Below are 25370 nucleotides of genomic sequence, written 5' to 3' on the forward strand. Positions count from 1 at the left end.
GCGAATCTACAGACCCGCACTAAATCCACCCTTGCTCCATGGCATAGCGCGTCAATTGTACCCGATTCTCTAAATGCAGCTTGTGCATGATATTCTTCAGATGGTTCTTAACGGTCTGATCGGAAATGTCGAGATCCTTAGCAATCTCCCGATTAGTCATCCCTCGGGCGACCAAATCGAGTATTTCACGTTCACGATTCGTAAGTGGATGGTGGCCGGTCTGATTCGGTTTCTGTAATGAAAACTCCTGTAAAATACGTAAAGCCAGCTCACTTGTCATCGGTGCTTCCTCACTGGCCACTGCGCGAAGATATTCAAGCCAAATACCCGGCTCAAGATTTTTCAGCAAATAGCCCTGCGCTCCCTGTTTCAAAGCCTCAAATAGATAAGCTACATTATCGGAGACGGTAACGAGCACAATTTTCACATAAGGAAATTTCAGCTTGATCTCTCTCGTCGTCGCAAGGCCGTCCTGACCTGGGAGATGGATGTCCAGTAGAATTAGATCTGGCATCCACATTTCCGTCTGTAATACAGCCTCCTCCCCACTCTCAGCAAATCCGATGATTTCAAAGCTCTCATCCTCCGAAAGGATGTCACTAATCGCTTCGCGAGCGTGGGGATGGTCATCAACGACCAATACGCGGGTTCTCATAATTTTCTTGTCCTCCTTGGATCATAATACAGGTCTCTCCAGACATCGATTCTACGGTTAAGCTCCAATGCATCTGTTCGGCTCGCTGCTTAATGATCCGCAGTCCGTACCGCTCCGGCGATAGTTCCCCTACTTTAAATCCATTCCCCCGGTCGATAATGCTCACTTGAAAAGCTCCTTCTTGCTCTCTTCCCTGCACAAAGATGTCCTGAACAGCGGCATGCTTGCTAGCGTTCACGATCGCTTCCCGGATGCAAGCAAGCAGCTCCAGCTTCTCCTTGGCTGACCACCGTTCCTCTGATAGTGTCCAAGCCAGATGCAGACCCAGTTGATACTCATCGGCAATCTGCTGAATTCGTTCCGGGAATGAGAGATGGTTCCCTTCCGCATCAATATCTGGCGGCAGCTTCAGATCGGATATCGCCTGCCTGACATAACGATTAACGTCCTGAATGGTCGTTCTGAGCTCATTTAAATCCGCCACTTCCCCGCTAGAATTCTGTCTTTTCTCCGCTCGATCCACTTTGACAGACAACAGGAACAATGATTGCGCGATGCCATCATGCAGTTCTCTGGCTAACTGCTCCCGCTCTTCCCAGCTCGCCTTAAGAGACCGCTCCTTCTGGAGTTCCTCCTGCATACTCTCCAGCTTGCGGAACCATTTATACTGCAAGGTCACACTAATCATGAACAGCAGCACGGGTGTTAAGTAATTGCCTGTATCCATCGATAAATACGGCATCAGAAATTGATGTCTGACATATTCCCAAATCCCGATCAGTAGCGTCGGGACAATTAAGATCATCCATTTTAACTGTCGATACGACATGCTGCACCTCCAATATCTACTTAATATAAGGTTGGTCCACCTGCCAACAGTATTATAAGCTATTATGCAAGGATGGGCATAAATCCAAGCAAAATAAAACCGCCCCATGCTCGGGCGGCATTTGAGCTAATGATTATAAACTCAACGCAGAATGATGATGTTCCTTCTTCTTCTCTTCTTCATAAAGGCGAATGCTGATCGCTAGACCCATGCAAATCATATTAATCACAAGCGAAGTTCCGCCATAACTGATAAATGGCAGCGTGATTCCGGTAAGTGGCATCAGTCCAATGAACATCCCGACATTCTCAAAGATTTGATAGAGGAGCATGGACACAATGCCTACGATTAGGTAAGGACCGGCTCGTTCCTTGCATTCCAATGATATCAATATCAAGCGATGGATGAGCACAAAATACAACAGCAGCACAACTGAACTACCGACAAAGCCGAATTCTTCAGCAATCACGACGAAAATTGAGTCCGAATATGTAAAAGGAACCCGATCGGACTGCACATTCTCCCCCTGCATATAGCCCTCGCCGCTCATACCGCCGGCAGCGATCGCCATCTTGGCATTTCTCGTATGATAAGCCGCATCATCCGTAGCCACCTCTGGCATCAGCCAAGGATCAATCCGATTGATCCAGTGTTGGCGGCCGATATCGACGAGAAATTGCTGAATCTCATCATGATGTTTCTTATATGCCCCAATCCCCCCGATGACTGCTCCTACCAATAAGACTGCTGCTAGAAAGGCATGGGTGTATTTAATATTCCCAATCCATAGCATACCGCCAAGTATGACAAGATAGCTTAGCGCGTTCCCCAGATCATTCTGCACCATAACTGCGGCGAATGGAATGAATGTAATGAGACACATCGGTAGGACGTCCCGCCAGAATCCCAGCTTAGGCTTTTGCTTGCGAAATAGTATATAACTTAGGAATAGCACTAGAGGCAGCTTGAAAAATTCAGCAGGTTGGAAGCTCATCCTAACCACCGGGATCGTCATCCATCCTGTGGCGTTATGATAGGTGTTCCCGATAAAATTTACGAGTACCAGCAGGCCGAGTCCAAGCAAGTAAATATAAGGAGCCAATTTGAGCAGAATCCGGTAATTGACCAAGGAGATAACAGCTAGAACAAAAAAACCAAAAATATAATATTTCAGCATTTGCATATGGTATCCCTGATACGCCGTGTTCATGGTTGCACTATACAGAACGGCGATGCTAATACCCATAAATAGCATCAGAATAAACAGAATGACGAAGTCAAATCTTTTTAACCTGTCTAGTATAAACATGGCTTCACATCTTCACTTTGGATTTGGACAAGCTGCTTCCACCAAGCTGAAATACAGTAAATTCTTGAATTTATATTATCATAATTCAACCACCGAAGGAATGATCTGGAATTGTATATCAGCAAAAAAACAGGACAGATCCCGAAAGATCTGCCCTGTAAGTAAACGAAGTTTTACCCAAATGCGAATTACAACATCTTATTGATTTCGTCCTTGATCGCTTCGGATTTCGGACCGAATACAACCTGAACTGCGCCTTGACCGAGTCTCATTACACCGGAAGCGCCTAGCTTCTTAAGTGCTGAATCATTCACCTTCTTATCATCCCTAACGACTAGGCGAAGACGAGTGATACATGCATCTACAGACTGAATATTGCTTGGTCCACCGATCTGCTCCAAGATCTGGGCAGCGCGACTGTCGGAGGAGGATACAACCCGATCCCCACTGGAGGCATCGGCCTCTGCGTCTTCTTCGCTATCATCTTCACGTCCAAGCGTCTTCAAGTTGAACTTGACGATGATAATGCGGAACAGGAAGTAGTACAACAGGAAGAATCCAACACCTACCGGCAGCAATATCCATGCGTTCGTCGACAGCTTCATGTTGACGAGATAGTCGATCAAACCAGCCGAGAAGGCGAATCCTAGCTTAACATCTAGCAGGTACATAATCAGTCCTGAAAGCCCAGTCAAAATCGCGTGCACAACATACAGGACTGGTGCAACGAACATAAACGCAAATTCAAGCGGTTCAGTAATACCTGTCAAGAAAGAAGCAACAGCGGAACCGATAACGAGAGAAGCTACCATTTTACGTTTGGATGGCTTAGCTGTATGAATAAACGCCAGCGCCGCACCCGGCATAGCAAACATCATGATTGGGAAGAAGCCGGTCATGAACATCCCTGCTGATTTATCTCCAGCGAAGAAACGCCACAAGTCACCGTGTACAACCTCACCAGCTGCATTCGTGAAATCACCGATTTGGAACCAGGCGATTGAATTCAGAACGTGATGCAAACCAAGCGGGATCAACAGCCGGTTTGCAATACCAAATACCAATGATCCGATGCCTCCAAGTCCTACGACCCAGTTACCAAAAACACTGATTGCATCTTGAATTGGGCTCCAGATCATGCCAGCAAACACTGCGAAAACCATCGTACTTGCTGCCGTGACAATTGGAACGAACCGTTTCCCTGCAAAGAAACCAAGCCAATCTGGCAACTTAATATTATGGTATTTATTGTATAAATAGGCAGCCCATAGACCTGTAAAGATACCGCCCAGAACCCCCATATCCAATTTGACATCATCCGCGATAAAGGAAAACACACCAGGGATTTCTGCCAGTACTTTGGTTAACACCATGTAAGAAATAAGTGCCGACAATGCTGCTACCGCATCTCCGGCAAACCCGATCGCGACACCGATTGCAAAGATCAGAGCCAAATTGCCAAAAATGGCCGATGCACCTGCATTTAAGAAAGTAGCAATATATTGATTGATGAATCCTCCAACTGCCGAACCGAGACGTAAATCCTTCTCATAATCAATCAGAGCCAAACCTTGCAAAATCCCTGCTGCAGGTAGTGTTGCAACCGGAAGCATGAGCGATTTGCCAAGCTTTTGGAGTTTTGCTAGCATTGAACAATCATCCTTTCAAATAGTGATATTAAGACTTCATAACCGCCTTTAAAATAACGTCTTGGCCTGCTGTCACTTGTCCGCTGAGTCCTTCCAAGCTCTCGGTCACTTCATCAGCGTTTGTAACAATAATTGGCGTGATCGTTGGATAACCCGCGCTAGCAATCTTAGCGGTATCGAATTCGATCAGCACTTGACCAGCCTTCACTTTGTCTCCAATGTTGACATGTGAAGTGAAACCCTCACCCTTCAATGAAACGGTGTTAATACCGATGTGGAACAGAAATTGCAGCCCTGAAGCATGCTCCAGCATGACGGCATGGTTCGATTTGATCACATGTACGACGGTGCCTTCGAAAGGTGAGATCAATTTACCCTCTGTTGGCTCAATCGCGATCCCCTTGCCCATATGCCCTGCTGCAAACGCCTCATCTGGAACCTCCGTTAATGGAACGGCCTTGCCTGTTACCGGTGCTAAAATTTCGAATTGCTTGCTCTCAGTTGATTTCTTTCTCCATTTAGAAAACATGAGTTAAACTCCTCCTAATCCTGTATGTTAGATGAACAATGGTTATACCGACCTAAGTGTCCTAATACGATCATATCTTCTATAATCTTACTTTCGCATAAGAACTATTCTTGCCGGGCTCCCTCCCCACGTCATCATCATCTTGATACCGTTTACATAACGGGTGTCGTCCATTCCTTAGACATAGTCTAGACTTAGATTCGTCTGCCTAAAGATTTGCACAAAAAAGAGCCAAGAAAAGAATCCTAAATAAATAGGACTGCTTTTCTTGGCTCATGCCCACAAATTGAATGGTAACACGCCAAATGTAACCGATATGTTGTTATGTGACTATCATAAATCAAGCTTCTGGCAACGTCAATAGGAAAATTGAAAGCGTCTCTATTTCTCTGCAATAGTACCAAGCTATGGATGATTCTACCGCCATCTCGGAATAATAAGCAAAAAACGAAAATGGAGATCGCTGTGAAAAAGATACTATTCATTTATGGCTCGGACTTACGTGGCATTATTACCAATTGGGCTGCCGCCATCATTATATCAGGATTAATCTTCCTCCCTTCTCTATATGCCTGGTTCAATATCGGTGCTTCCTGGGATCCGTATGGTCAAACCTCGGGGATCAAGATCGCGGTTGCAAATGAAGATACTGGAACTTCGATGCGTGGACAATCCATTGCTCTAGGGCAAGAGATCGTCAACTCACTGCATGAGAACCATAATATTGGTTGGGTATTCACCGATAGAGACAAGGCAATCCGGGGCCTAAAATATGGCAAGTACTATGCCGTCATTATCATTCCGGCTAATTTCTCAGCTCGAATTGCAACGGTTCTTACCCCGAACCCCGAGAAAGCGGAAATCCAATACTATGTCAATGAGAAGATTAATGCCGTCGCGCCAAAAATCACAGCCAAAGGAGCTAGCTCGATCGTTAGCGAAGTCAGCCAGAATTTTGTGAAGACAGCCAACGGGACCATTTTTCGTATTTTCAATGAAATCGGGGTGGAATTAAGACAGGAGCTTCCTCTCATTAACAACGCCAGGCATCTCGCCTTTCAAATGGTACAGCTCTTCCCGGAGATTAACGAGGCGGCAAATATCGCTGTAGAGGATTTACAAAAAGGACAGACCATCGTCACTAAAGTACAAAAAGAACTGCCCTTTGTCGCCGAACTAGCCCAAAAAGGCGAAGGCTTTGCCAGCCAAACCTCTGATTTCCTTGCCCGTAGCAAGGACGCTGTACAAGCTGCTGGCCCAGTAGCCAAAGAGACATTAGTACAGCTTAAGCAGTTGGCCGATCTGGCTGGTCAGACGATCAACAATCTGTTATCTGGCCTCGATGTGGCTGAAGATCTGGGACCATTGCAGCTGCCGGAGCATTTGGAGACTGGGCTTACTGTTGCTGCTAAGGGAGCTGATTCACTTGGCAAGCTGCTAAGCCGATTACAGTCCATTGCTCCTAGCTCCAGATTAAATGCAAAAATAGCTGAACTGGACCGAATAGCAGCAGATTTCAGACAGATGGCGCAAATCGCAAGGGACATTTCCGCATCTGCCGACCAAGGAAAAGACGTCGTACGTTCCTTACTTGAAAAATTCAATAGTCTGGCCAAGGATGCTTCCGGACGTCTGGATGGACTAATCGGCAGCTTCGACAGCACAATACTTCCTGCAATGACAGCCGCTCTCGAACAAGCACAGAAAGACGCCAATCATACGAAGAGCATCTTGTCGGAGGCTTTATCTGACTTACCTGTCGTCAGCGACATTATTAAAGATGCTAAGAAAGGTCTGGTCGTGGCAACAACAGAGGCCAAGACCATACGCGGACGCCTTCCAGAGGCAGAGCGTAAGCTCAAGGAAGTGACCAACCGCATCACGGCTCTGGAGAAAAAAGGCTCGCTAGAGGATCTGATCAAGCTGCTGAGTCTGAACTATGCCAAGGAGGGCGATTTTTTTTGCCGAGCCGGTCATCTTGAAGGAGACCCGGATGTTCCCGATTCCGAATTATGGATCGGCGATGTCCCCCTTCTTCACCACCCTATCATTATGGGTCGGCGGCCTGCTGCTCGTCTCCATGCTTACCGTCGAAGTGCATGACAAGACCATTCACGGCGTTCCACTACGCAGCTATCACGAGTATTTTGGCCGCTTCTTCACCTTCTTGACGCTGGCATTGCTGCAATCGCTCTTCGTAACGGCAGGAGATCTGTGGATTCTAGGAACCTATGCCGCGGAGCCACTCCGATTCATTCTGTTCGGGCTCTTGATCAGCGCGGTGTTCATGCTCATGATCTATACGTTGGTATCCGTATTCGGCAATGTTGGCAAAGCGATGGCGATCGTTCTGCTCGTTCTGCAACTAGCCGGTTCGGGCGGTACATTCCCCATTCAGGTTACACCGCCCTTCTTTCAGGCGATCTATCCTTATCTGCCCTTCACCTACGGAATCGGACTGATGCGGGAGGCCGTCGGAGGAAGCGTTGCCGGCTTGATCACAAGGGACATCAGCATTCTGCTTATCTATGCCGGCTTATCGTTAATCCTTGGGCTGGGTCTCAAAAGTTTCGTGAACCGCGTCTCCACAAAATGGGTCAAAAAAGCCAAATCCGGGCATCTGATCCATTGAAGCCTAGAAGGAGCTCACCCAACAAGAACTAAGCTTCTAAATTTCTGTCGTTTGATTGGAATTTACCCGGAAATCTGATGTCTGGATTCGAACCAGACACCATCTTCTTGTATCGCATCACAGTCACAGCATCCACTTGTAGCAAATTTGTTAAAGAAATAAACAGCAATAAGGATCTTGCTATGGAATACACCGATCTCTTAAAAGAGGCATTAGATGGAAACACCAGTGAGAAATTTGTGTGCTAAGTTTTGCGAAATGGAAAAAGAAGTGATGGAGATTTATCCGGATATATTTACAGAGACTAGTTCAGTCTGTGCAGATAATAAATTGAAAAGGAACCACCCCTCAGCTGCGAGCCACGGGGTGGTCTTGTTTATTCGGCTGCCAAAATATCGGCAAATCTATCGGGGTGCAAGAGCTTTATCACCCGGCGGTGGATCTGAATGTTTTTACTATTCCGTGGATAGTGACCATCCTCAAAATATAAGCATTTCCATTTCGGTTCTTTTCATATGGCATCATATCTTTTCGTGCTTGATCGGTACGGCATGTTGTTTAAAAAATACAAGCTGTATGCAATAATGATCTTAAATAGAATTTACGTTTTTTCTGATGCATCATGATTATCTTATTATAGGAGGCAGCAATGAAGTTTACCGAATCATGGATTGATAAGGCTGATAGTGCCATACGTAAGAAGATCATAGAATTTAACCTATCGCAAGCAACTGGAGAGCTTAAAGACGACGTAGGAACGGTTGAAATTACACTTGTTAACGATCAGGATGAACTGGTGGCAGGGATTACCGCATCGATCTATTGGAAGCAGATGCATGTCGATTTTCTGTGGGTCGACGAGTCGCTCCGCGGCAAGAACAAAGGGTCTGAACTGCTCGAAAAGGCCGAGGAAATTGCCAGACAGCATCATTGCCGTTACATCCAGCTAGAGACCTTTAGCTTCCAGGCACCGGAATTTTACAAGAAAAAAGGGTTCACCGTCTTTGGTATCCTTGATGATTCCCCTTATGACGGAGCACAACAGTATTTTCTGAAGAAAATACTTGAATAACCAGGGTTACAAACAAAAAAAGGGCGCCCCAGGCCACCGCTCGTAACTTGGGGACTGCCCTTTTTAGGCATATAAATGAGTGGGACGACCATCTTCGAACAGAAGGAATGGCCTCTCGAAATTCCCCATTTTATAAAATATCAGTTCACATAATCCGCAATCTAATCTCGTATCGAAGCTTCTTAATACGTTTATACCTTTCACCAATCAGGCCCGCGAGCTGCAGATTTCACTAGCAATTGAATGAACTCAGACGCCGATTTATGACTGTCATCGTCGCAAATATACCTATGAAGAAAAACAGCCTGTTGAATGAAGCTCAACAGGCTGTTTCTTATTAAGAAGGGGTACTCGGTACATTGAATCGTCCTAACGAAACTGCATATCGTTATTCCTTCGAAAATACGTCGGTAATTATTCTAACGAAACTACGTATCGTTATTTGCAATAAATTCAGGCCTTGAACGGCTTTTTTGGCAAAATAGCGATACCCTGTTTCGTTACATTTTTCAGGAGCCTGTTTTGACGCAAATAGCGATATAGTGTTTCGTTAGCGATCCCCACTTCAAATGAAGGCTATAAAAGAACGGTTTTCAGCACCGAAAAGGTTGGATAAAGCTAGGGACTGAGGAGCGCAGCGTACGTAGTTTGTACGTGAGCACCAGAAGGCCCGGCTGAATTCAAGATTCGATGCCGAATCCATTGCATATGAAAAAACTTCATGATCAAAAGCGGACTTTTTAAGCTTCCTCTTCAAATCATGGCTTTAAAAGAACGGTTTTCAGCACCGAGAAGATTGGATGAAGCTAGGGACTGAGGAGCAGAGCGTACGTTTTGGGTACGTGAGCACCGGAAGGCCCAGGTGAATTCAAGATTCGATGTCGAGATCGCCTCTTGATATTACTTCGTGATCAAAAGCGGACTTTTTAAGCTTCCTCTCAAGGTTTGTTGGGGCGGACCTTGCGGGTGGCTGTAGCCTCCAACGGATCATCCGGCCAATAATGTTTCGGATAGCGCCCCTTCAGATCCTTCTTGATCTCAAAGTAAGTACCGCTCCAGAAGCTGCGCAAATCCGAGGTCACCTGGACAGGACGGCTGGCAGGCGACAGCAGATGCAGTGTAATCGGGATACGTCCGTAGCCGATTCGCGGCGTCTCCATCATGCCGAATACCTCCTGCAGACGGACTGAGACATATGGCGCCTGCGGACCCTCATATTGAACCGGTATCTTGGATCCGCTTGGAACGATCAAATGTGTCGGCGCTTCAGCCTGAAGTTCCTGCATTCGAGCCCAACCGATCCTATTTTCCAGAATCGTATAAAGCGACAGGCTCTGGAGCTCCGAACGCTTGCGCATACCGGTCACATAAGGCGCTAGCCATTCATGTACGTGACGAGCCAATGCTTCATCCGTTAGATCAGGCCAGGAAGGCTCAAGACGGCGCAGGAACTCCACTCGAGCCTGCAGCTGTTTTGACTTGGCATTCCAAGGCAGCAACGTGTCGATTTGCTCCGCCACTGCGCTAAGCAGCGCTTCTGTAATTCGCTCTGCGGTTGGATTTGGATCCGGCTTATCCTGTAGCAAAATGGCTCCTAACGTCAGACGACGGCGCACCCGCACTACCCCAGTATGTTCATCCCAATCCGCATGAGCGCTCTCCTCCATCTGATCCCGATAATACTCATATACATGCTCCTCCGGCATCGGAGCGGCTAGCAAAATACGGCCCTCCGCGCCTTCGTCATCAACTTCTGCAATGGCAACAAACGGCTCGTCGCCGAGCAGCTGCCTATTCCGGAATACCGCTCCCCGGCCCGAACGCAGTAGGTATCTTCCATCCGAGCGTCGCCGTGCGATCCGGTCCGGATAGGCATAAGAGACAAGTAACCCGCAAAATGACAGCCAATCATCGGTATTTCCACCAGCCATCTCATTACTGGGCTGGATATCATCGGCTATCTTATGAAGCTGCCGCTCCCATTGGCCGCTGACCTGCAACAATCGCTGCAAGGCGTAGCCGTCCACATCGGCGCTATTCGCGGCACCGGGACGCGGGCTTCCTTCTTCGCCAGCTGCCATGACAAGCGATAGGCGCGTGCGCAGATCGCTGTCATTGGCAGCGGCTTGCCCGCGGAACAGGTCGCGCTCTTCGAGCAGCGCGGCCAGACGGCAGGCCGCGCGGGAGAGCCCGAGCGGGACCGCGCGCAGCAGCATATGGGCGAGCCGCGGATGCAATCCGAGCGAGGCCATCTGACGGCCGTGCGGCGTGATCGCGCCGGCCGCATCCAGTGCGCCGAGCTGGCGCAGCAGCTCGGTCGCTTGGCGGTATGGAGCAGCTGGCGGCTCGTCCAGCCAGACCAGCTCCTCCGGGCTGGCGCCCCAGGCAGCCAGCTCAAGGGCAAGCGGCGTCAGGTCCGCTTCCAGCATTTCCGGCGGCGTGGCTGGGGCCAGCAACCGATCCTCAGCCTCGCTCCAGAGGCGGTAACACACGCCTGGAGCGAGGCGGCCCGCCCGACCGCGGCGCTGGTCGGCCGAGTCGCGCGCCGCGCGCATCGTCGTGAGTCGGCTCATGCCGGTGCGCGGTGAGAACAGCGCGGTACGCCGCAGACCGCTGTCGATGACAACCGTGATCCCGGCCACGGTCAGACTTGACTCGGCGATAGACGTCGCCAATACGATCTTGCGCTTGCCCGCAGGTGGTGCGGCAATCGCCTGCTGCTGCATCTCCTGTGGCAGCGCGCCATAGAGCGGGGTGATCAGCACGTCGCTGCCCACCCGCTGTTCCTGCTCTAAAGCGCTTTGCACGCGGCGGATCTCCCTTGCACCAGGCAGAAACACAAGCAAACTGCCCGAATGGGCATTTAGCGCCTGCAGAACGGTGCGAGCTACCGCCGCTTCCAGCAGTTCATTCGGTCGCGTTGGCGCGTAAATCGTCTCCACGGGATACATGCTGCCCTTGCATTCAATGACTGGGGCGTCTTCAAGCAGACAAGCCACGGCAGCAGCATCCAATGTAGCCGACATGACTAGAATCCGTAAATCCTCACGCAGTATGGAACGGCTCTGCATCGCCAGCGCCAATCCAAGATCCGCATGCAAACTCCGCTCGTGGAATTCATCAAATATAATGAGTCCGATTCCGGTCAAACCCGGGTCATTCTGCAGCATCCTTGTCAGAATCCCCTCTGTCACAACAGTAATTCTAGTTCGGGCGGACACTCGGCTCTCTGTACGGATGCGATAGCCGACCGTCTCTCCAACGGATTCGCCTAATTGCTGTGCCATATAGACGGCCGCGGCTCGCGCAGCAAGACGCCGGGGCTCCAGCATGATGATACCTTGGCCATTCAGCCATGGCTCATCCAACAGCGCCAGCGGCGTACGCGTCGTCTTCCCCGCCCCTGGCTCCGCTGTCAGGACGGCTCGTCCATCCTCTTGTAATTTCTCTATTAGTGTTGGCAACACCTTATCGATTGGCATCGGTTGTGAATTATGCATAAATAGCTCCTGTACTTTTATTTGTGTATACGATCAATTTGTGGAGGCCAGAGAACATCATCTCCGGCTCCTTATTTACTGCCATGTATAGCGTATAGAATTCACTTACAGTGCGCAAGCTCCTTCCGTTTTTAAAATAACTGTATTTATACACTTGTTCCGCCAACTTATTGCTCAAAAGAGAAATTTAGTTGCGGATATGCAACTATTTTCTCTTTTTTTCTCCAATGCACTGTGTATTTCAATAAATAAGTGTATAAATGCAACTATATGTCCAAGGAGCGGCTTATAAAGCCAAAATAGTTGTAATTAAGCACTTATTCTTAGCAGGTCGCTTCAAAATAAGATATGAGGCTATACCGCTGATAGAGATAGGCAATGAAGCATACTACCTATACTTCATTAGCCTATGTATTCAACATTTGCTGCTCTTGTTCACAGCCCATCCCTGAAGAGTTATAATGTGCTAGGAAAGTTATTGGTACGAGGAAGTGATTGGAAGATGAGACGAGGACGCTTTGCGCCTACTCCTTCAGGGGATATGCATCTTGGCAACGCCAAAATCGCCCTGCTATCCTGGCTGCAAATCCGTGCGGCCGGCGGACAATTTATTCTGCGAATTGAAGACATTGATATACAGCGCTCCAGACCGGAGATTACAGAGAGGATTATCATCGATTTGAAATGGCTCGGGCTGGATTGGGATGAAGGCCCAGAGGCGGGCTGCTCCTATGGCCCTTATTGGCAAAGCGAGCGGCTCGAGCTGTACCATGAAGCATTGGTCAAGCTGCAGGCGAAGCACCGCCTCTATCCGTGCTACTGCAGTCGCGCCGAGTTGCTGGCTGTGGCTGGCGCGCCGCACGGCCTTGCCTCCGAGGGCACGGCTTACGCTGGGACCTGCCGCTTCCTGAGCGAAGCAGAGCGCATAGAAAAAGCCAAGAGCAAGACGCCTTCGCTGCGTTTTGCTCTTGGCGAGGATGCCACCTCCTTCGAGGATGGCATCTTTGGTCCACAATCGTTCCCGCCCGGCAGTGGCGGGGACTTCATCGTACGGCGAGCAGACGGGATGTATTCCTACCAGCTCGCCGTCACCATCGATGATGCCTTGATGGGCATCACCGATGTTCTGCGCGGCGCGGATCTGCTCGATTCCACGCCGCGCCAGCTCCAGCTCTATCAAGTGCTGGAGCTAACCCCGCCTACCTTCGCCCACGCACCGCTGCTGCTCGGCGAAGACGGACATCGCCTGGCCAAGCGGCATGGCGATCTCAGCATATCCGCGCTGCGCACAGCTGGCGCGAGGCCAGAAGCAATCATCGGCTGGATCGCTTACATCTGCGGAATCATCAGCAAGCCGGAGCCCGTCCAGGCAAGCGATCTGGTCAGCAGCTTCTCGCTGCATTCAATAAAGCACCAGCCTTTTATACTGACGCAGCAAATCATTCGTCAGCTCCTGCCCTCCTAATCTAAAGGAGAGACAGAAGCTAAGCTATAACAACGACTCCGCACCGTCGATGACAATGCGCGCCCCTGTAATATGCGAGGATTCATCGCTAGCCAGGTAAGCGACCAAATCGGCTACTTGAGCAGGTTGGCCCGGACCATCCGCAAGCGGCTGTGAGCCCTCCGGATATTCGACGGGAATCACAATCTCCTTCAGTTCTTCACGAACTTCAGTGGACGAATCAATATTCGTCGAAATGGCACCCGGGCAGATGACGTTGACGCGGATTTTATATTTGGCAAGTTCCAGCGCCATCATCTTGGCAAAGGCAACCTGTCCCGCCTTCGTTGTACTGTATGCCGACATTCCAAAGCCGGAGAAGCGGTCATTACCATTGATTGAGCTCGTTATGATAATGCTTCCACTGTCTTGCTGTTTCAAATAAGGTACGGTATGCTTGACGGTCAAGAATGTACCACCCAGATTAATGCTGATCGTCCTCTCCCAATCATCGAAGCTCAATTCCTCCACAGGCGCCAGCACACCATTAATCCCGGCATTTGCGAAGACGATATCAATCCCGCCAAAATGAGTCACCACTTCCTTCACGGCCTGCTCGACCCTTACCGGATCAGCAACATCGACATCGAAGGCTCGTGAATGGCCATGAATCACTTCATTAATATGTCGCTCCGTACTACGGGTGCGCTCATCGATAAGATCAAAGAGAGCGACATTGGCCCCTTCCCCCGCTAGCTTCAATGCTGCTGCTCTACCGATCCCAGAGCCCGCTCCGGTGATCAGCGCTGTTCTTCCACTAAATCTTCCGGACTTGCTAAGATTTTCTGTCATATTGAACACGCTCCTCATTATAGATCATGCGACACAGACACATAACATCTGTTCATGCAAAAGTCCCTGTCACAAGATTACCCATAATGAGGGGCTATTTAATCATTAAAGATCCCTTCTCTTAAAGATGGACCAGGAGATTAGATAGGATATGACGATGATCAGCAGCAATGAGCTTATACCAAGCGCGATACTCCCTGTCTGATGGGAATTGATCCATGAAGTGACCTGCTCAATGTCATTTGTGTCACCCGCAATGCTCGATATAGCGATATTGCCCAGCATGACAAGTACCATCATGGCGATATTCAAAAACTGCGCACCGTGTATACCAAGCCAATAATACAAAGGCAAATAGATACTCATCGTCAACAGCACCGAAGCCAAGCTTCCGGCTAACAGAAAGTATTCATTAAATACAATCTCCGAATTAAATTGCCTTATCCCAAAGCTGACTCCAAAGCAAACAGCCTCCGCTAAGAAAATGGCCAAGACTGAGGATACATATTTGGCTAACACGATAATGCTGCGCTTAATTGGCAATGTGATCAGGAACTGCTGATTGCCCAGCCGCATATCGCTACCAACGACGAGAATCAGCATCATCCCCGGGAAGAGACCATATAGCATATTCGGATTATTCGTTGAGAACATTCCAGAGAACGCGAGTACGTAGAGTGCGATAATCCATAAATAACGGCGCTGTAGAATGAAATCCTTACGTACCAGATTGATAATATTAGACACGGACCTTTCTCTCCTTTACCGTAAAATACATAATATCCTCCAGTGTCGGCTGCTGATACATTACCGAATTACCGAACATGGAGACCGCACTGCTGCGATCAGCAGACAACCCTTCAAAGCCCAGGCTCGTCTCTCTAACTCCGACAAAGGCTTGACGCACATCATTATCCAGTAGCTCCTTGCCACCCTTAATAAGCACATACCGCTCCAGAATTTCATCCTTCGTATCTGTAAATACGAGCCTTCCCCGATTCAAGAACGTCACATAGTCAGCAATCCGATCTAGATCAGTCGTTACATGAGTCGAGAACAGAATCGTCCTCTGCTCATCCAATATATATTCAGACAACAGCTCCAGCAATTCACGACGGAACACCGGGTCAAGCCCAGCCGTAGGTTCGTCCATGATGAGCAGCGAAGGATTGTGTGCCAGCGCAATCGCAATCGCATATTTCATCTTCATTCCTTTGGAGCAGTCCTTAATCTTCTTGCGCATTGGAAGCTCGAACTGATCCATATATCTCTGGAAAGCGAGCTCATCCCAATCTTTATAAAAAGGGGCTACAACCTTCTTCATCTGCTCCATACTTAGCCAATCATAAAAAATATTCTCATCGGAAATATAACCGATCTTCTGCTTATATACAGCTTCTTCCTTCCCCGTGTCCTGCCCCAGTACTCGGATGCCGCCCTGATCCGGCGTTACAATCCCCATAATCATTTTAATAATCGTACTCTTCCCCGCTCCATTCGGGCCGATCAGTCCAGTTATATATCCCTTAGGGGCCTCAAATGTAACGTCCGACAACTCATAATTTTTATAATTCTTGCCTATTCCCTGAACTTCAATGGCATTCATCCCTCTTTACCTCCCTCTTGATCTAACAACCTGATCCATTCGATCAGATCATCGGTGGACACTGAAATTTGATTAGCCCCATCCAGCAGCTCTCTGATCTGCTTCTCCAATTGTCTCATCTGCTGCTCACGGATAAATTCCTGGTTTCCACCTGATACGAACGAACCTTTGCCCACTACAGAGTCGATCAGTCCTTCCTGCTCCAGCTCGTCATACGCTCGCTTTGTCGTTATGACACTAATTTGCAAGTCTTTGGCCAGTTGACGGATTGACGGAAGAGCGCTCCCTGGCGCAAGCTCCCCCTGCAGAATACCGCTGCGGATCTGTCTGACAATCTGCGAATATATGGGTTCTCCCGAAGAGTGGGACAATAAAATGTTCATGCTTCACCTTCTTCACTTATCAGTGTTATGTTCGTTTCTAGTGTATATATACAATATATACAATCAGCGCATATTTTGCAACGGATAGTTAAGGTTATAATTTGAAAGTCAAAATGATTTCTAATTGATTCTAACGGTCAGTGTGCACAGCAAAAAGGCCATCACCAAGGTGATAGCCCTTTTGAGTAAGCTTGTTTGGTTATTCTATCCTGCTATAACAAACTGAAGGATTCCAACCAGGAGCATGGCCCCAGTTACAATGAGAAAGCCCGTTATAAACCATTTTAAATAATGACTTGGCCGGGTTGGTTGCCCTTTATACTGCTCAAGCTCTCTTTCCAACCGCTCCACACGCTCGCGAAGATCACGAACATCATCATTATTAAATGAACTCATTATCTACTCCCCCTCAGGTAAAAGGTTATTCAATAATCCCCCGTGTGATCACGAAGGAATTCACGAAATAGGCTCGGCCAGCCAGTCTTTAATCATCTCCTGAATATTTTCCATCGAAGTAGGCGTTGCGATCATCCAGTCCTCATCATGCTTCGCACTTGATCGAATCAACCAATTAATATGATGATTACTCATAAATTGTACGTATTGAACTTCCCAGACATTATTATTCCATAAATAAAAACGAAGTGAACCTTTGGAGGTATTCGACTTGATACATCTTGCCAAAGCAATCATGGCTTCCTGTTCATCTGTAGTATTCGAGAGCTGTTCTATCAATTCCTCTACATCCAGCTGTGTAGCTTCAGATAATATTTCATCAAATTGACTCCTGGACAACATAAGAGCCGGAAGCTCTCCAGGGTTCTGTAGCTTCTGCTCCGTACAGCCAAATGAATGCACAAGCTCATTATTATCTATGTTCAAATAAGTTAATCGATATTGTCCTTCATCTTTCTTGAGACATTCGATTCTTATGATTTTATCTTCGTGTATATACAGAAACTCCTCATACTCCCGGTCGTCCAATATATACTGAAGTAAATAAGCTTTCTTGGCTAGATAAATATGACCGAGCATAATAAGCAGTTGGGCTGAAATTCGAAGCTCTCCATCTGTTCCGGGGATGAAATATCCTTTACGCTTCAGCAATTCTCTACCTTCATACCAGATTTGCTCTGCAGAATCGGATGCGCAACATTGAAGCACGAAAGCTTCCGTATCTTGATCCGGCAAGCCTTTCTCCCCTAATAGATTAATCATGAAATATAATTCCATAGAGCTTATGATGAATTCGCCTGGCTGGTCTGATTCCACTGTGTCCATCTTCACACCCCCTTTTTTGTTATTATTTTCCACTTTATTCAACCTCAAAATAGGTGTACAACAGCGGATAAACTCAGTTGTAGCAACTATTTATAAGCAATTCAAGAATTCCCATATAGCAATCTACCATGTTATCAGAGACGGTTCAACTTATTTGACGCAACTTTCTTGAAAATGTTGTGCCTAGTATTTTTTTCTAGTATTATAAAAGCAAATATGTATGATTGTCTTACAAGCGTCACAAAACATTAATTGAAAAATAATGAAATATTAATGTATTTTTAAGCATTCTAACCTACAATATGTAATATGAAACCACTGTATAGAGGTGATCTGGTATGAGAATCTTAATAAACTTTCAAAATGTTCAAGTTCCTGTATATTTTAATGCTGAGACGAAACAACCCATTCAACGTACATTAAAATTGCTGACAAGCGCTCTCGATAACAAATTGCGAAATGGCAAGAACGCCTTGAAGAAATGCTTGAACTCATTGATTAGTATCGAAATTGAAGGATCCGAAGCGATTCTGCATAGTAAGAGCGAATTTGACACTGTGGCACTATCGCTCTATTAATAACAACATTACTTTACTAGACATAGAAAGACCCGTAAGCAGTTATTCGCTTACGGGTCTTTCGTTGTTAAGGCATGATTAGAGATTAGCTGCGAATCAATGAGATCAGCTCGTTCAATTCATAAATCTCATGCCAAGGCTTTCCCCCTTGCAGATCCGCATTCCAACCATGTGCACGGCGAAGCCACACGCCTCTGATGCCTATGTTTGCTGCTCCCCATATATCATTTCGCGGATGGTCGCCCACGATAATCGTCTCCTCTGCCGCTGTTCCCAATCGTTCCAGCGCAGTCCTATAAATTCTTGGGTCCGGTTTCTTTATGTCGATATCCCCCGACACAATAATCGTGTCAAAGAATGGTCTCAAACCAAGCTGATCAATCTTTCCATGCTGAACCTCGCTTCTGCCATTGGTGATAATGCCAAGTCTGAGGTCAAGCGCTCTGCATTGTTCCAGTGTCCAGACAGCATGATTCATTGCTCTGGCATGAGTCATATAGTTTAATTCATAGTATCTCGTTAATTCGTCCAGATCTGGCCGTTCCACCCAAGGAAGTCTTTCGATCAACTCCCGGAAGTATCCTTGTTTCTCGCGATATCCATCTGCGTCGCTCTCGATCATATAAGCAATCAGACGTTCCCGCTCCTCTGCACTCACCTCAATCAGGCACTCCTCGATGAGCTGCAAGGCGAATTGCTGGAATGTCCAATCTCTATCCATTAACGTATTGTCCAAATCAAACAGTATAGCTTTGATACTCATGTCTTCCCCCTATGATGTCTCTTGCATATTTATTTTAATATCTTTACTTGTACTCCTTACTTTATTCTAATAAACGTGTCAACCCTGGGCATCCCTATCATACTTTACTTCCAGCTTCAATTTTAACATCGGTAATTCTTTAAATAGGTTAATGTTCAATGAAAAAAGCGCAAGCCCAACACGCAGGCTTACGCTTTATTTTAAATATCCAATTGTATTACATGATCTCTTTACGCCTGTGGGTCAGCAGCATCTCCTGGTCAGTGATGTACAGCGGAAAAGGCGGTAATTCCTTCAAATAATGCTGATCTCTTAGCAGTCGGACATCGACCTGATTATACTGCGAATTGCCCAGAACAGGGATTTTCCCCCGTTCCTCTATATAATCGTCTACAGCAACCTGAACGATATCCAAGTAATATGGAATTTCCCGATCTGCTTCTTCAAATATTTCGTACGTCTCCCTCGATAGATAGAACTTCTGATCGCTTACTCCGCCCAAATATCTCGACAAACGCGATAATTCAAGGCTGCCATCAGACAGCAGCAGTGATTTCCGCGAAATACCCTTAGGCATATCAGTTTCGAATTGCAACACGGCCTTTTTGACCTGCTCCAGCGTCACATGGATTGCAGGCTTAGGTTCGGCAAGGGGGGGCTTGCGGCTATTTTTTCTTCTCCAAAATAGAGGCATAACTCTTTCCTCCCTTTACGCTTTATAATAGAAATGCGAATAACGGAAAGCGTTTACACTTCTAGTGTATCCTTAATTTTATATTTTGAGCGCATTATATGGTAATTGTCACTATATTGTCAATATTTTTCTTGAAAATGTATTCATTTTTGTACATCTGGATATTAAAGAACTTTTGCTGTAGGATGGATATGGCTTATTCTTTTGGTGAATTGCCAACTATTTTTATCGTTCTAGGAGGTATCTCATGCAGGATGTTATCATTATCGGAGCTGGCCCATGCGGACTATCCGCTGCGATCGAATGTCAGCGCCGCGGATTACATACGCTAGTTCTGGAGAAGCATTGCCTTGTCCATTCGATTTTCTCTTATCCAACGCACATGCAGTTCTTCAGTACAGCTGAGCTGCTGGAGATTGGCGATATGCCTTTCTCGACCCCGAATGAGAAGCCATTCCGGCATGAAGCCCTGGCTTACTATCGCAAAGTCAGCGAGCAGTATGAAGTCCCTATAGCTTCTTATGAAGAAGCAACTAAAATCGAGCGGCTGCCGGATGGTACTTTTAAAGTGCATTCGATTACCCGCGGCGGTGAGGTCTGGGAATATGAGACACGTTATGTCATTATCGCTACCGGATATTTCGATCATCCTAATATGCTTGGCATTCCTGGGGAAGATACAGATAAAGTATCCCATTATTTTCAAGAAGCCCATCCGTATACGGGGATGAAGGTTGCTATTATCGGAGGCAGCAACTCTGCAGTAGATGCAGCTATGGAGCTGTCCCGAGTCGGAGCAGAGATCACAATGGTTTACCGTGGAGATGAGCTCTCCTCATCCATTAAGCCTTGGGTTAAGCCACTGTTTGAGGGTCTCGTTAACAAAGGGAGAATTAATCTGATGTTATCCTCTCGAGTCATTGAGATTAAGACTGCGGAGATTGTTGTGGAGCTAAGCGATCATAACCATGTCCACCTTCCGAATGATTTTGTGCTTGCCCTGACAGGCTTCCGCCCTGACCGCAAGCTGCTTCATGAGGCCGGCGTGGAGTTAACCGATGAGATGGAAAAACCGAAGTTTGATACGGAGACGATGGAGTCGAATGTCCCGGGGATCTATGTTGCAGGTGTTATTGCTTCAGGACGAAATGCCAATGAGGTATTTATCGAGACAGGACGCGGGCATGGGCGGGTTATCGCCGAGCATATTCTGTCCTCTCTTGGGCGAGAATAGCCTCATTCCACTTTTGATCACGAAGTAAGTCATGAAGCTACTCGACATCGAATCTTGAATTCAGCCGGGCCCTCCGGTGCTCACGTACCAACTACGTACGCTCCGCTCCTCACGCCCTAGCTTCATACAACCTTCTCGGTGCTGAAAAGCGGAACGGTCCACTTTTGATCATGTATTTTATTAAGGAGAGCTTGCTATGAATCAGATTGATATGACTTCATTGCTACTACTATTGATGGCAGCACTCGGAATTTTCAGTAACAATATGCCGATTACCGTCGCCATGATTGTACTTCTTCTACTTCGGGTGCTGCATATGCAGTTCATGTTCCCTTGGCTGGAGAAGTACGGGCTTACGATCGGGATTATCGTATTGACGATCGGTGTAATGACTCCGGTCGCCAGCGGCAAACTCTCGCTGCAGACGCTCTGGTCATCCTTCTTCAACTGGAAGTCAATACTTGCGATCGGCGTTGGAATGCTCGTGGCCTGGTTAGGCGGGCGCGGAGCCGCCCTGATGGGGAATCAGCCGACGATTGTTGCTGGACTACTGATCGGCACCGTCCTCGGTGTCGCCTTCTTCCGCGGCGTCCCCGTCGGCCCCCTTATCGCGGCCGGTATTCTCTCACTTCTGATCGGCAAAATGTAAATCAGCAAAACAGGCCTCTGCATATCGGTGCAGAGGCCTGTTCTATTATTCTTCCCCTGACCATTCCCGGTAGAAACGCTCTACATATTGTTCCATGTAGGAATGTCTCTCTGCCGCGATTTGTTTCGCGGATTCGGTATTAATCAGGCTATTCAATTTAAGTAGCTTCTCATGGAAATGGTTGATTCCCGTGCTTTTCTCTTGCCTATACTGCTCCGTGGTCATCTCGGTTCGCGGCGAAATTTGCGGATCATGAATGGGATTCCCCTTCACCCCTGCATACAGGAAGGCTCTCGCAATAGCAATCGCCCCAATAGCATCGATCCGGTCGGCATCCTGTACAACTTGCCCTTCCAAAGTACGCATCGGCGGGTTCTTGCCGGCATTGTAGGATAGATTCGATATAATCTCTATAATATGCTCCTGGTCGGCGCCCTTAAAGTCATGCTGTGCGAGCCAGTCTCTGACCTTATCTAGTCCAGCCTGCTTCGAGACATTGAGCTTCTCGTCCGCCACATCGTGGAGTAATGCTGCAACCGTGCAGATGAATTCATCCGCTTTCTCGGCCCGGGCCAGCCGCTTGGCCATTTGAACAACCCTCTGTATATGCCACCAATCATGCCCGGTCTGGTCATGCTCCAATTCCGCGCGGGCAAATTGCTCGGCCTCCCGGATCAATTGTTCCTGAAGTTCGGTCAATACTTTAATTTCCATATATTCAAGCCCCTCTCACTGTGAAGAATCGCCTTGCTATAAGTTCAATTAAGCGTTCAAATTCTGTATATTATACAGTTGCGAGTAGACGCCATCTTTTTGCATCAACTCTTCATGGGTTCCCCGTTCAGCAACTGTACCGTTCTTCATAACGATAATCTGATCCGCATGGGTAATCGTCGACAAGCGATGGGCCACGATCAGGGTTGTTCTACTCTTGGACAATTGCTGCAACGCTTGCTGAATTAAATGCTCGGACTCCAGGTCGAGCGCCGAAGTCGCTTCATCCAGAATAAGGATCGACGGGTCTTTCAAGAACACGCGGGCGATGGCAATCCGTTGCTTCTGGCCGCCCGACAGCTTCACGCCTCGTTCCCCGACTTCAGTATCGTAGCCCTGAGTCAGGTTCATAATGAAATCATGGGCGTTAGCCGCCTTCGCCGCCGAAATGACAGCCTCCTCATCTGCCTCCGGGTTCCCAAGCATAATATTATCTCGGACTGTACCACTGAACAGGAAATTATCCTGCAGTACCATGCCGACCTTGCTTCGTAGGCTCTCCATCGTCCACTGGCGAACATCTTTGCCGCCGACGATTACAGAGCCCTTCTGAATATCATAGAAACGCGGAATCAAGCCAACTAATGAAGATTTACCGCCGCCGCTCATCCCAACGAAAGCAACCGTTTGTCCTGGATTCACCTGCAGCGAAATATTTTTCAGCACCCAACTGCCTTGCTCTTGATATTTGAACCATACATTCCGAAAAGCGACTGAATGGCTACCCGCCGGTAATTGCATAGCATGCTGATCATCGGTCATATCATAAGGCTCGTCCAGTAATTCCAACACACGCTCCCAGGATGCCGAAGCCTGAGTCAGAATGGTCGAGGAGTTGATCAGCCGCTTCAGAGGCGCATACAGACGATCCAGATAACCGAAGAAAGCGACAAAGGTTCCCAGCGTCAAATGACCTTGGATAACCTGATATCCCCCATAACCAATAACGAGCAGCGGAGCGACATCCGTCAACGTATTAATCACAGCGAATGTCCAAGCATTCCAACGGCTATGAGCCATTGCCTTGTTCAGATATTTGCCGTTGATCGCCTCGAATTGCTTACGATCATGCTTCTCCAGCGCAAAGCTGCGAATGACCGAGATCCCTTGAATTCGCTCATGAAGATAGGCCTGAATTCCAGCCAGAGCGGCGGAACGGTCTTTGGTCAATTTCTTGAGACGTTTATAGAGAACTTTAACGGCGATCGCATAGAGTGGAAAGATGGAGATGGAGACCAGGGTCAACAATGGATTCAAATAGAACATAAAGCCAAGCACGAACACCAGCGTGAATGTATCCAGCCAGACATTCATCATCCCGACCTCGACTATATTCTTCGTCTGCTCTGCGTCGTTAATGAAGCGAGAGATAATCTCTCCCACCTTCGTATTCTGATAGTATTTAAGCGACAAACGCTGCAAATGACCGTACAGCTTATTGCGCAGGTCAAATAGTATTTTTGCCGTGATGAATTGCGCGAAATATTGCCGGGCATATTCCACCGGGCCGCGGACAATGACGAACAGCACGAAGGTAATCCCCAGCACAATCATCAGCTGCGACACTTTATGCTCGATATCCATAGCTCCGTTCATCAAAATGTCGTCTACTACGTATTTTTGCACCAAAGGCAGCAGTGATGGAATCCCGAATTTCAGTATCCCGATGATCAACGTTAATATAATCCACTTTGTATACGGCTTTACAAACTTAAAATAGGCCTTCCAATACTTCAAATTGTGCACATCCCTCATGTCGTTCTTTCTAGTATTAAATCTATAACTCTATCAGGCTTTTTACCACGTGACTGGCTATCTGAGTTGGAGCCAAAAAGAGCTGCCCATAAATTCTAACGAAACTGAGAACCGCTATTGGGACGCCCTTCTCCATTATTGCTTCACGATAGCTTTGCGGCCAGGCTCTCCGCATATTCATCTATCCGCTCTTTGATAATTTGTGTACTCAAACCGGTGAAGCCAAGGTCAATCCAGCCCTGATACACCTCTGGCGGCCAGCACAGGAAGTCGGTCAGACTCAGCATATCCCAATAGCAATCTGTGACCTCCTCCGTACTCCCTGGGCTGTTTAAATACGCCTCGAGAAAAGCATCCGCGGTCTCGACCCCGTGCAGCTGCACGAGGTTTACACGGCAATGCCCCGTGTCGATGCCCGCAGGGCCGTAGCAAGAATTGACCCAATCCACAATTCCGCTCACTTTTCCGTTCTTCCATAGGATATTGGTCGGATGATAATCACGATGGATGAAGCGCGGTGTATATATAGGGGTATCCCCTTGAACCCGCTTTATGATTTTCCCCCAGGCTTCTGGAGAACCGGTCCAATCTGGAATCTGTAGCGCAGTGATATTATTGTACGTGAAGTAGTTCCATCTCATTGGAGCTGTATCTGCTTGATGCAGCCCAGCCAAAGACCCCGCTAGTCCCTCTATCCAACCTGGTAACTCCTGAGGCTGCAGAATCACCTCACCTTCCAGCCGTGTCATCAGTACAGAAGGGAAGCCGCAGGATTGACCTGCGAAATCACCAGCAATCCACTGCGGTGAAGGAACATCTGCTCCATAAGCCCGGATTAAGGCCTCGGCCTCATGCTCTGCAAGATCTGGCTCGTGTGCCAGCCATTCACGATCTGTGAATTGTCGAAGCACGTATTCGAACGTCTCCCCTTGCCTCTTCCCCTGTATTCCATACACTGCCGATGAGATACCACCCTTCAAGGCGTTGACCTGCTCGATCACAGAACCTGTTCCCGCCTGCTGCAGCAGCCATTGCATTGTGGCCTCTGACAGCGGAAGAGTAGAGTTATTACTTGTTGAACTCACTACATCCTCCCCTTTGTTTCCGAGTTTTTTATGTGAAGACTGTATTTGCCCAGACAATAGTGATATACTCCTAATTATTATCAAGTTATTGTCTTCG

At 47.7% G+C, this 25370-nt stretch carries 25 protein-coding genes; 8 read left to right on the forward strand and 17 right to left on the reverse strand.

The window, feature by feature from the left end:
• Positions 1-19: 19 nt before the first annotated feature.
• The 5 genes from EI981_RS17010 to EI981_RS17030 form a co-directional block, all read right to left on the reverse strand.
• Positions 20-655: a response regulator gene (locus EI981_RS17010; RefSeq protein ID WP_127000127.1), complete on the reverse strand. Its 636-nt coding sequence runs from the start codon at positions 653-655 to the stop codon at positions 20-22.
• Positions 630-1484 carry a sensor histidine kinase gene (locus EI981_RS17015; protein ID WP_127000129.1) on the reverse strand — a complete coding sequence of 285 codons (855 nt, stop codon included), beginning with the start codon at positions 1482-1484 and terminating at the stop codon, positions 630-632. The genes EI981_RS17010 and EI981_RS17015 overlap by 26 nt, the downstream gene beginning before the upstream one ends.
• Positions 1485-1617: 133 nt before the next feature.
• Complete coding sequence (locus tag EI981_RS17020) at positions 1618-2787, reverse strand: FtsW/RodA/SpoVE family cell cycle protein (protein WP_127004787.1); 1170 nt, start codon at positions 2785-2787, stop codon at positions 1618-1620.
• A gap of 194 nt (positions 2788-2981) precedes the next feature.
• Entirely contained in the window at positions 2982-4442 is a 1461-nt protein-coding gene (locus tag EI981_RS17025; protein WP_127000131.1) for a PTS transporter subunit EIIC, read from the reverse strand.
• Positions 4443-4470: 28 nt separating this feature from the next.
• A complete protein-coding gene (locus EI981_RS17030) occupies positions 4471-4971 on the reverse strand; it encodes a PTS sugar transporter subunit IIA (protein ID WP_127000134.1) in 501 nt (166 codons plus the stop codon).
• A 465-nt stretch (positions 4972-5436) separates the two neighbouring features.
• Here EI981_RS17030 and EI981_RS17035 point away from each other — a divergent pair, with 465 nt between their 5' ends.
• The 4 genes from EI981_RS17035 to EI981_RS17045 all read left to right on the forward strand — a co-directional run bounded on the left by EI981_RS17035 (position 5437) and on the right by EI981_RS17045 (position 8675).
• Positions 5437-7074: a YhgE/Pip domain-containing protein gene (locus EI981_RS17035; RefSeq protein ID WP_227011476.1), complete on the forward strand. Its 1638-nt coding sequence runs from the start codon at positions 5437-5439 to the stop codon at positions 7072-7074.
• Positions 6965-7603 carry a YhgE/Pip family protein gene (locus tag EI981_RS29720; protein WP_227011477.1) on the forward strand — a complete coding sequence of 213 codons (639 nt, stop codon included), beginning with the start codon at positions 6965-6967 and terminating at the stop codon, positions 7601-7603. Before EI981_RS17035 ends, EI981_RS29720 begins: the two co-directional genes overlap by 110 nt.
• Before the next feature lie 216 nt (positions 7604-7819).
• Positions 7820-8188 (forward strand): hypothetical protein, encoded by a 369-nt coding sequence (locus EI981_RS17040; protein WP_127000136.1) that lies wholly within the window; start codon positions 7820-7822, stop codon positions 8186-8188.
• A 64-nt stretch (positions 8189-8252) separates the two neighbouring features.
• Entirely contained in the window at positions 8253-8675 is a 423-nt protein-coding gene (locus tag EI981_RS17045; protein ID WP_127000138.1) for a GNAT family N-acetyltransferase, read from the forward strand.
• A 938-nt stretch (positions 8676-9613) separates the two neighbouring features.
• Here the strand turns inward: EI981_RS17045 and hrpB are convergent.
• A complete protein-coding gene (hrpB, locus tag EI981_RS17050) occupies positions 9614-12175 on the reverse strand; it encodes an ATP-dependent helicase HrpB (RefSeq protein WP_127000140.1) in 2562 nt (853 codons plus the stop codon).
• Between the two features lie 502 nt (positions 12176-12677).
• Between hrpB and gluQRS the strand changes: the two genes are divergently transcribed.
• A complete protein-coding gene (gluQRS, locus tag EI981_RS17055; protein WP_127000142.1) occupies positions 12678-13640 on the forward strand; it encodes a tRNA glutamyl-Q(34) synthetase GluQRS in 963 nt (320 codons plus the stop codon).
• Between the two features lie 24 nt (positions 13641-13664).
• Here the strand turns inward: gluQRS and EI981_RS17060 are convergent, their stop codons facing one another.
• The 6 genes from EI981_RS17060 to EI981_RS17085 form a co-directional block, all read right to left on the reverse strand.
• On the reverse strand, positions 13665-14471 hold the full coding sequence (locus tag EI981_RS17060; RefSeq protein WP_127000144.1) for an SDR family oxidoreductase: 807 nt from the start codon (positions 14469-14471) through the stop codon (positions 13665-13667).
• 105 nt (positions 14472-14576) lie between these two features.
• Positions 14577-15218 (reverse strand): ABC-2 transporter permease, encoded by a 642-nt coding sequence (locus EI981_RS17065; RefSeq protein ID WP_127000146.1) that lies wholly within the window; start codon positions 15216-15218, stop codon positions 14577-14579.
• The gene (locus EI981_RS17070; protein ID WP_127000148.1) at positions 15211-16077 is read right to left on the reverse strand and encodes an ABC transporter ATP-binding protein; all 867 of its coding nucleotides are present in this window, start codon (positions 16075-16077) and stop codon (positions 15211-15213) included. The genes EI981_RS17065 and EI981_RS17070 overlap by 8 nt, the downstream gene beginning before the upstream one ends.
• Positions 16074-16460 (reverse strand): GntR family transcriptional regulator, encoded by a 387-nt coding sequence (locus EI981_RS17075; RefSeq protein ID WP_127000150.1) that lies wholly within the window; start codon positions 16458-16460, stop codon positions 16074-16076. Before EI981_RS17075 ends, EI981_RS17070 begins: the two co-directional genes overlap by 4 nt.
• Positions 16461-16664: 204 nt before the next feature.
• A complete protein-coding gene (locus EI981_RS17080) occupies positions 16665-16856 on the reverse strand; it encodes a hypothetical protein (protein ID WP_127000152.1) in 192 nt (63 codons plus the stop codon).
• A 60-nt stretch (positions 16857-16916) separates the two neighbouring features.
• The gene (locus EI981_RS17085) at positions 16917-17741 is read right to left on the reverse strand and encodes a hypothetical protein (RefSeq protein ID WP_127000154.1); all 825 of its coding nucleotides are present in this window, start codon (positions 17739-17741) and stop codon (positions 16917-16919) included.
• Positions 17742-18079: 338 nt separating this feature from the next.
• On the opposite strand from EI981_RS17085, the gene EI981_RS17090 reads away from it, so the two are divergent.
• The gene (locus EI981_RS17090; protein ID WP_068780830.1) at positions 18080-18319 is read left to right on the forward strand and encodes a hypothetical protein; all 240 of its coding nucleotides are present in this window, start codon (positions 18080-18082) and stop codon (positions 18317-18319) included.
• A gap of 85 nt (positions 18320-18404) precedes the next feature.
• On the opposite strand, the gene EI981_RS17095 is transcribed toward EI981_RS17090, so the two are convergent.
• Both EI981_RS17095 and EI981_RS17100 read right to left on the reverse strand, forming a co-directional pair.
• Entirely contained in the window at positions 18405-19082 is a 678-nt protein-coding gene (locus tag EI981_RS17095) for an HAD family hydrolase (protein WP_127000156.1), read from the reverse strand.
• Between the two features lie 217 nt (positions 19083-19299).
• On the reverse strand, positions 19300-19776 hold the full coding sequence (locus tag EI981_RS17100) for a DUF3939 domain-containing protein (protein ID WP_127000158.1): 477 nt from the start codon (positions 19774-19776) through the stop codon (positions 19300-19302).
• Between the two features lie 211 nt (positions 19777-19987).
• Between EI981_RS17100 and EI981_RS17105 the strand changes: the two genes are divergently transcribed.
• Positions 19988-21010 (forward strand): YpdA family putative bacillithiol disulfide reductase, encoded by a 1023-nt coding sequence (locus EI981_RS17105; protein WP_227011915.1) that lies wholly within the window; start codon positions 19988-19990, stop codon positions 21008-21010.
• A gap of 196 nt (positions 21011-21206) precedes the next feature.
• Entirely contained in the window at positions 21207-21659 is a 453-nt protein-coding gene (locus EI981_RS17110; RefSeq protein ID WP_193556382.1) for a DUF441 domain-containing protein, read from the forward strand.
• A gap of 45 nt (positions 21660-21704) precedes the next feature.
• Here the strand turns inward: EI981_RS17110 and EI981_RS17115 are convergent, their stop codons facing one another.
• The 3 genes from EI981_RS17115 to EI981_RS17125 all read right to left on the reverse strand — a co-directional run bounded on the left by EI981_RS17115 (position 21705) and on the right by EI981_RS17125 (position 25273).
• A complete protein-coding gene (locus EI981_RS17115) occupies positions 21705-22373 on the reverse strand; it encodes an HD domain-containing protein (RefSeq protein ID WP_127000162.1) in 669 nt (222 codons plus the stop codon).
• A gap of 48 nt (positions 22374-22421) precedes the next feature.
• Positions 22422-24170: an ABC transporter ATP-binding protein gene (locus EI981_RS17120; protein WP_127000164.1), complete on the reverse strand. Its 1749-nt coding sequence runs from the start codon at positions 24168-24170 to the stop codon at positions 22422-22424.
• Between the two features lie 161 nt (positions 24171-24331).
• Positions 24332-25273, reverse strand: a complete 942-nt coding sequence (locus EI981_RS17125; RefSeq protein ID WP_127000166.1) for a phosphotransferase family protein — start codon at positions 25271-25273, stop codon at positions 24332-24334.
• Between the last annotated feature and the right edge of the window lie 97 nt (positions 25274-25370).

This window comes from Paenibacillus lutimineralis (genome assembly GCF_003991425.1).
Taxonomy (GTDB): domain Bacteria; phylum Bacillota; class Bacilli; order Paenibacillales; family Paenibacillaceae; genus Fontibacillus; species Fontibacillus lutimineralis.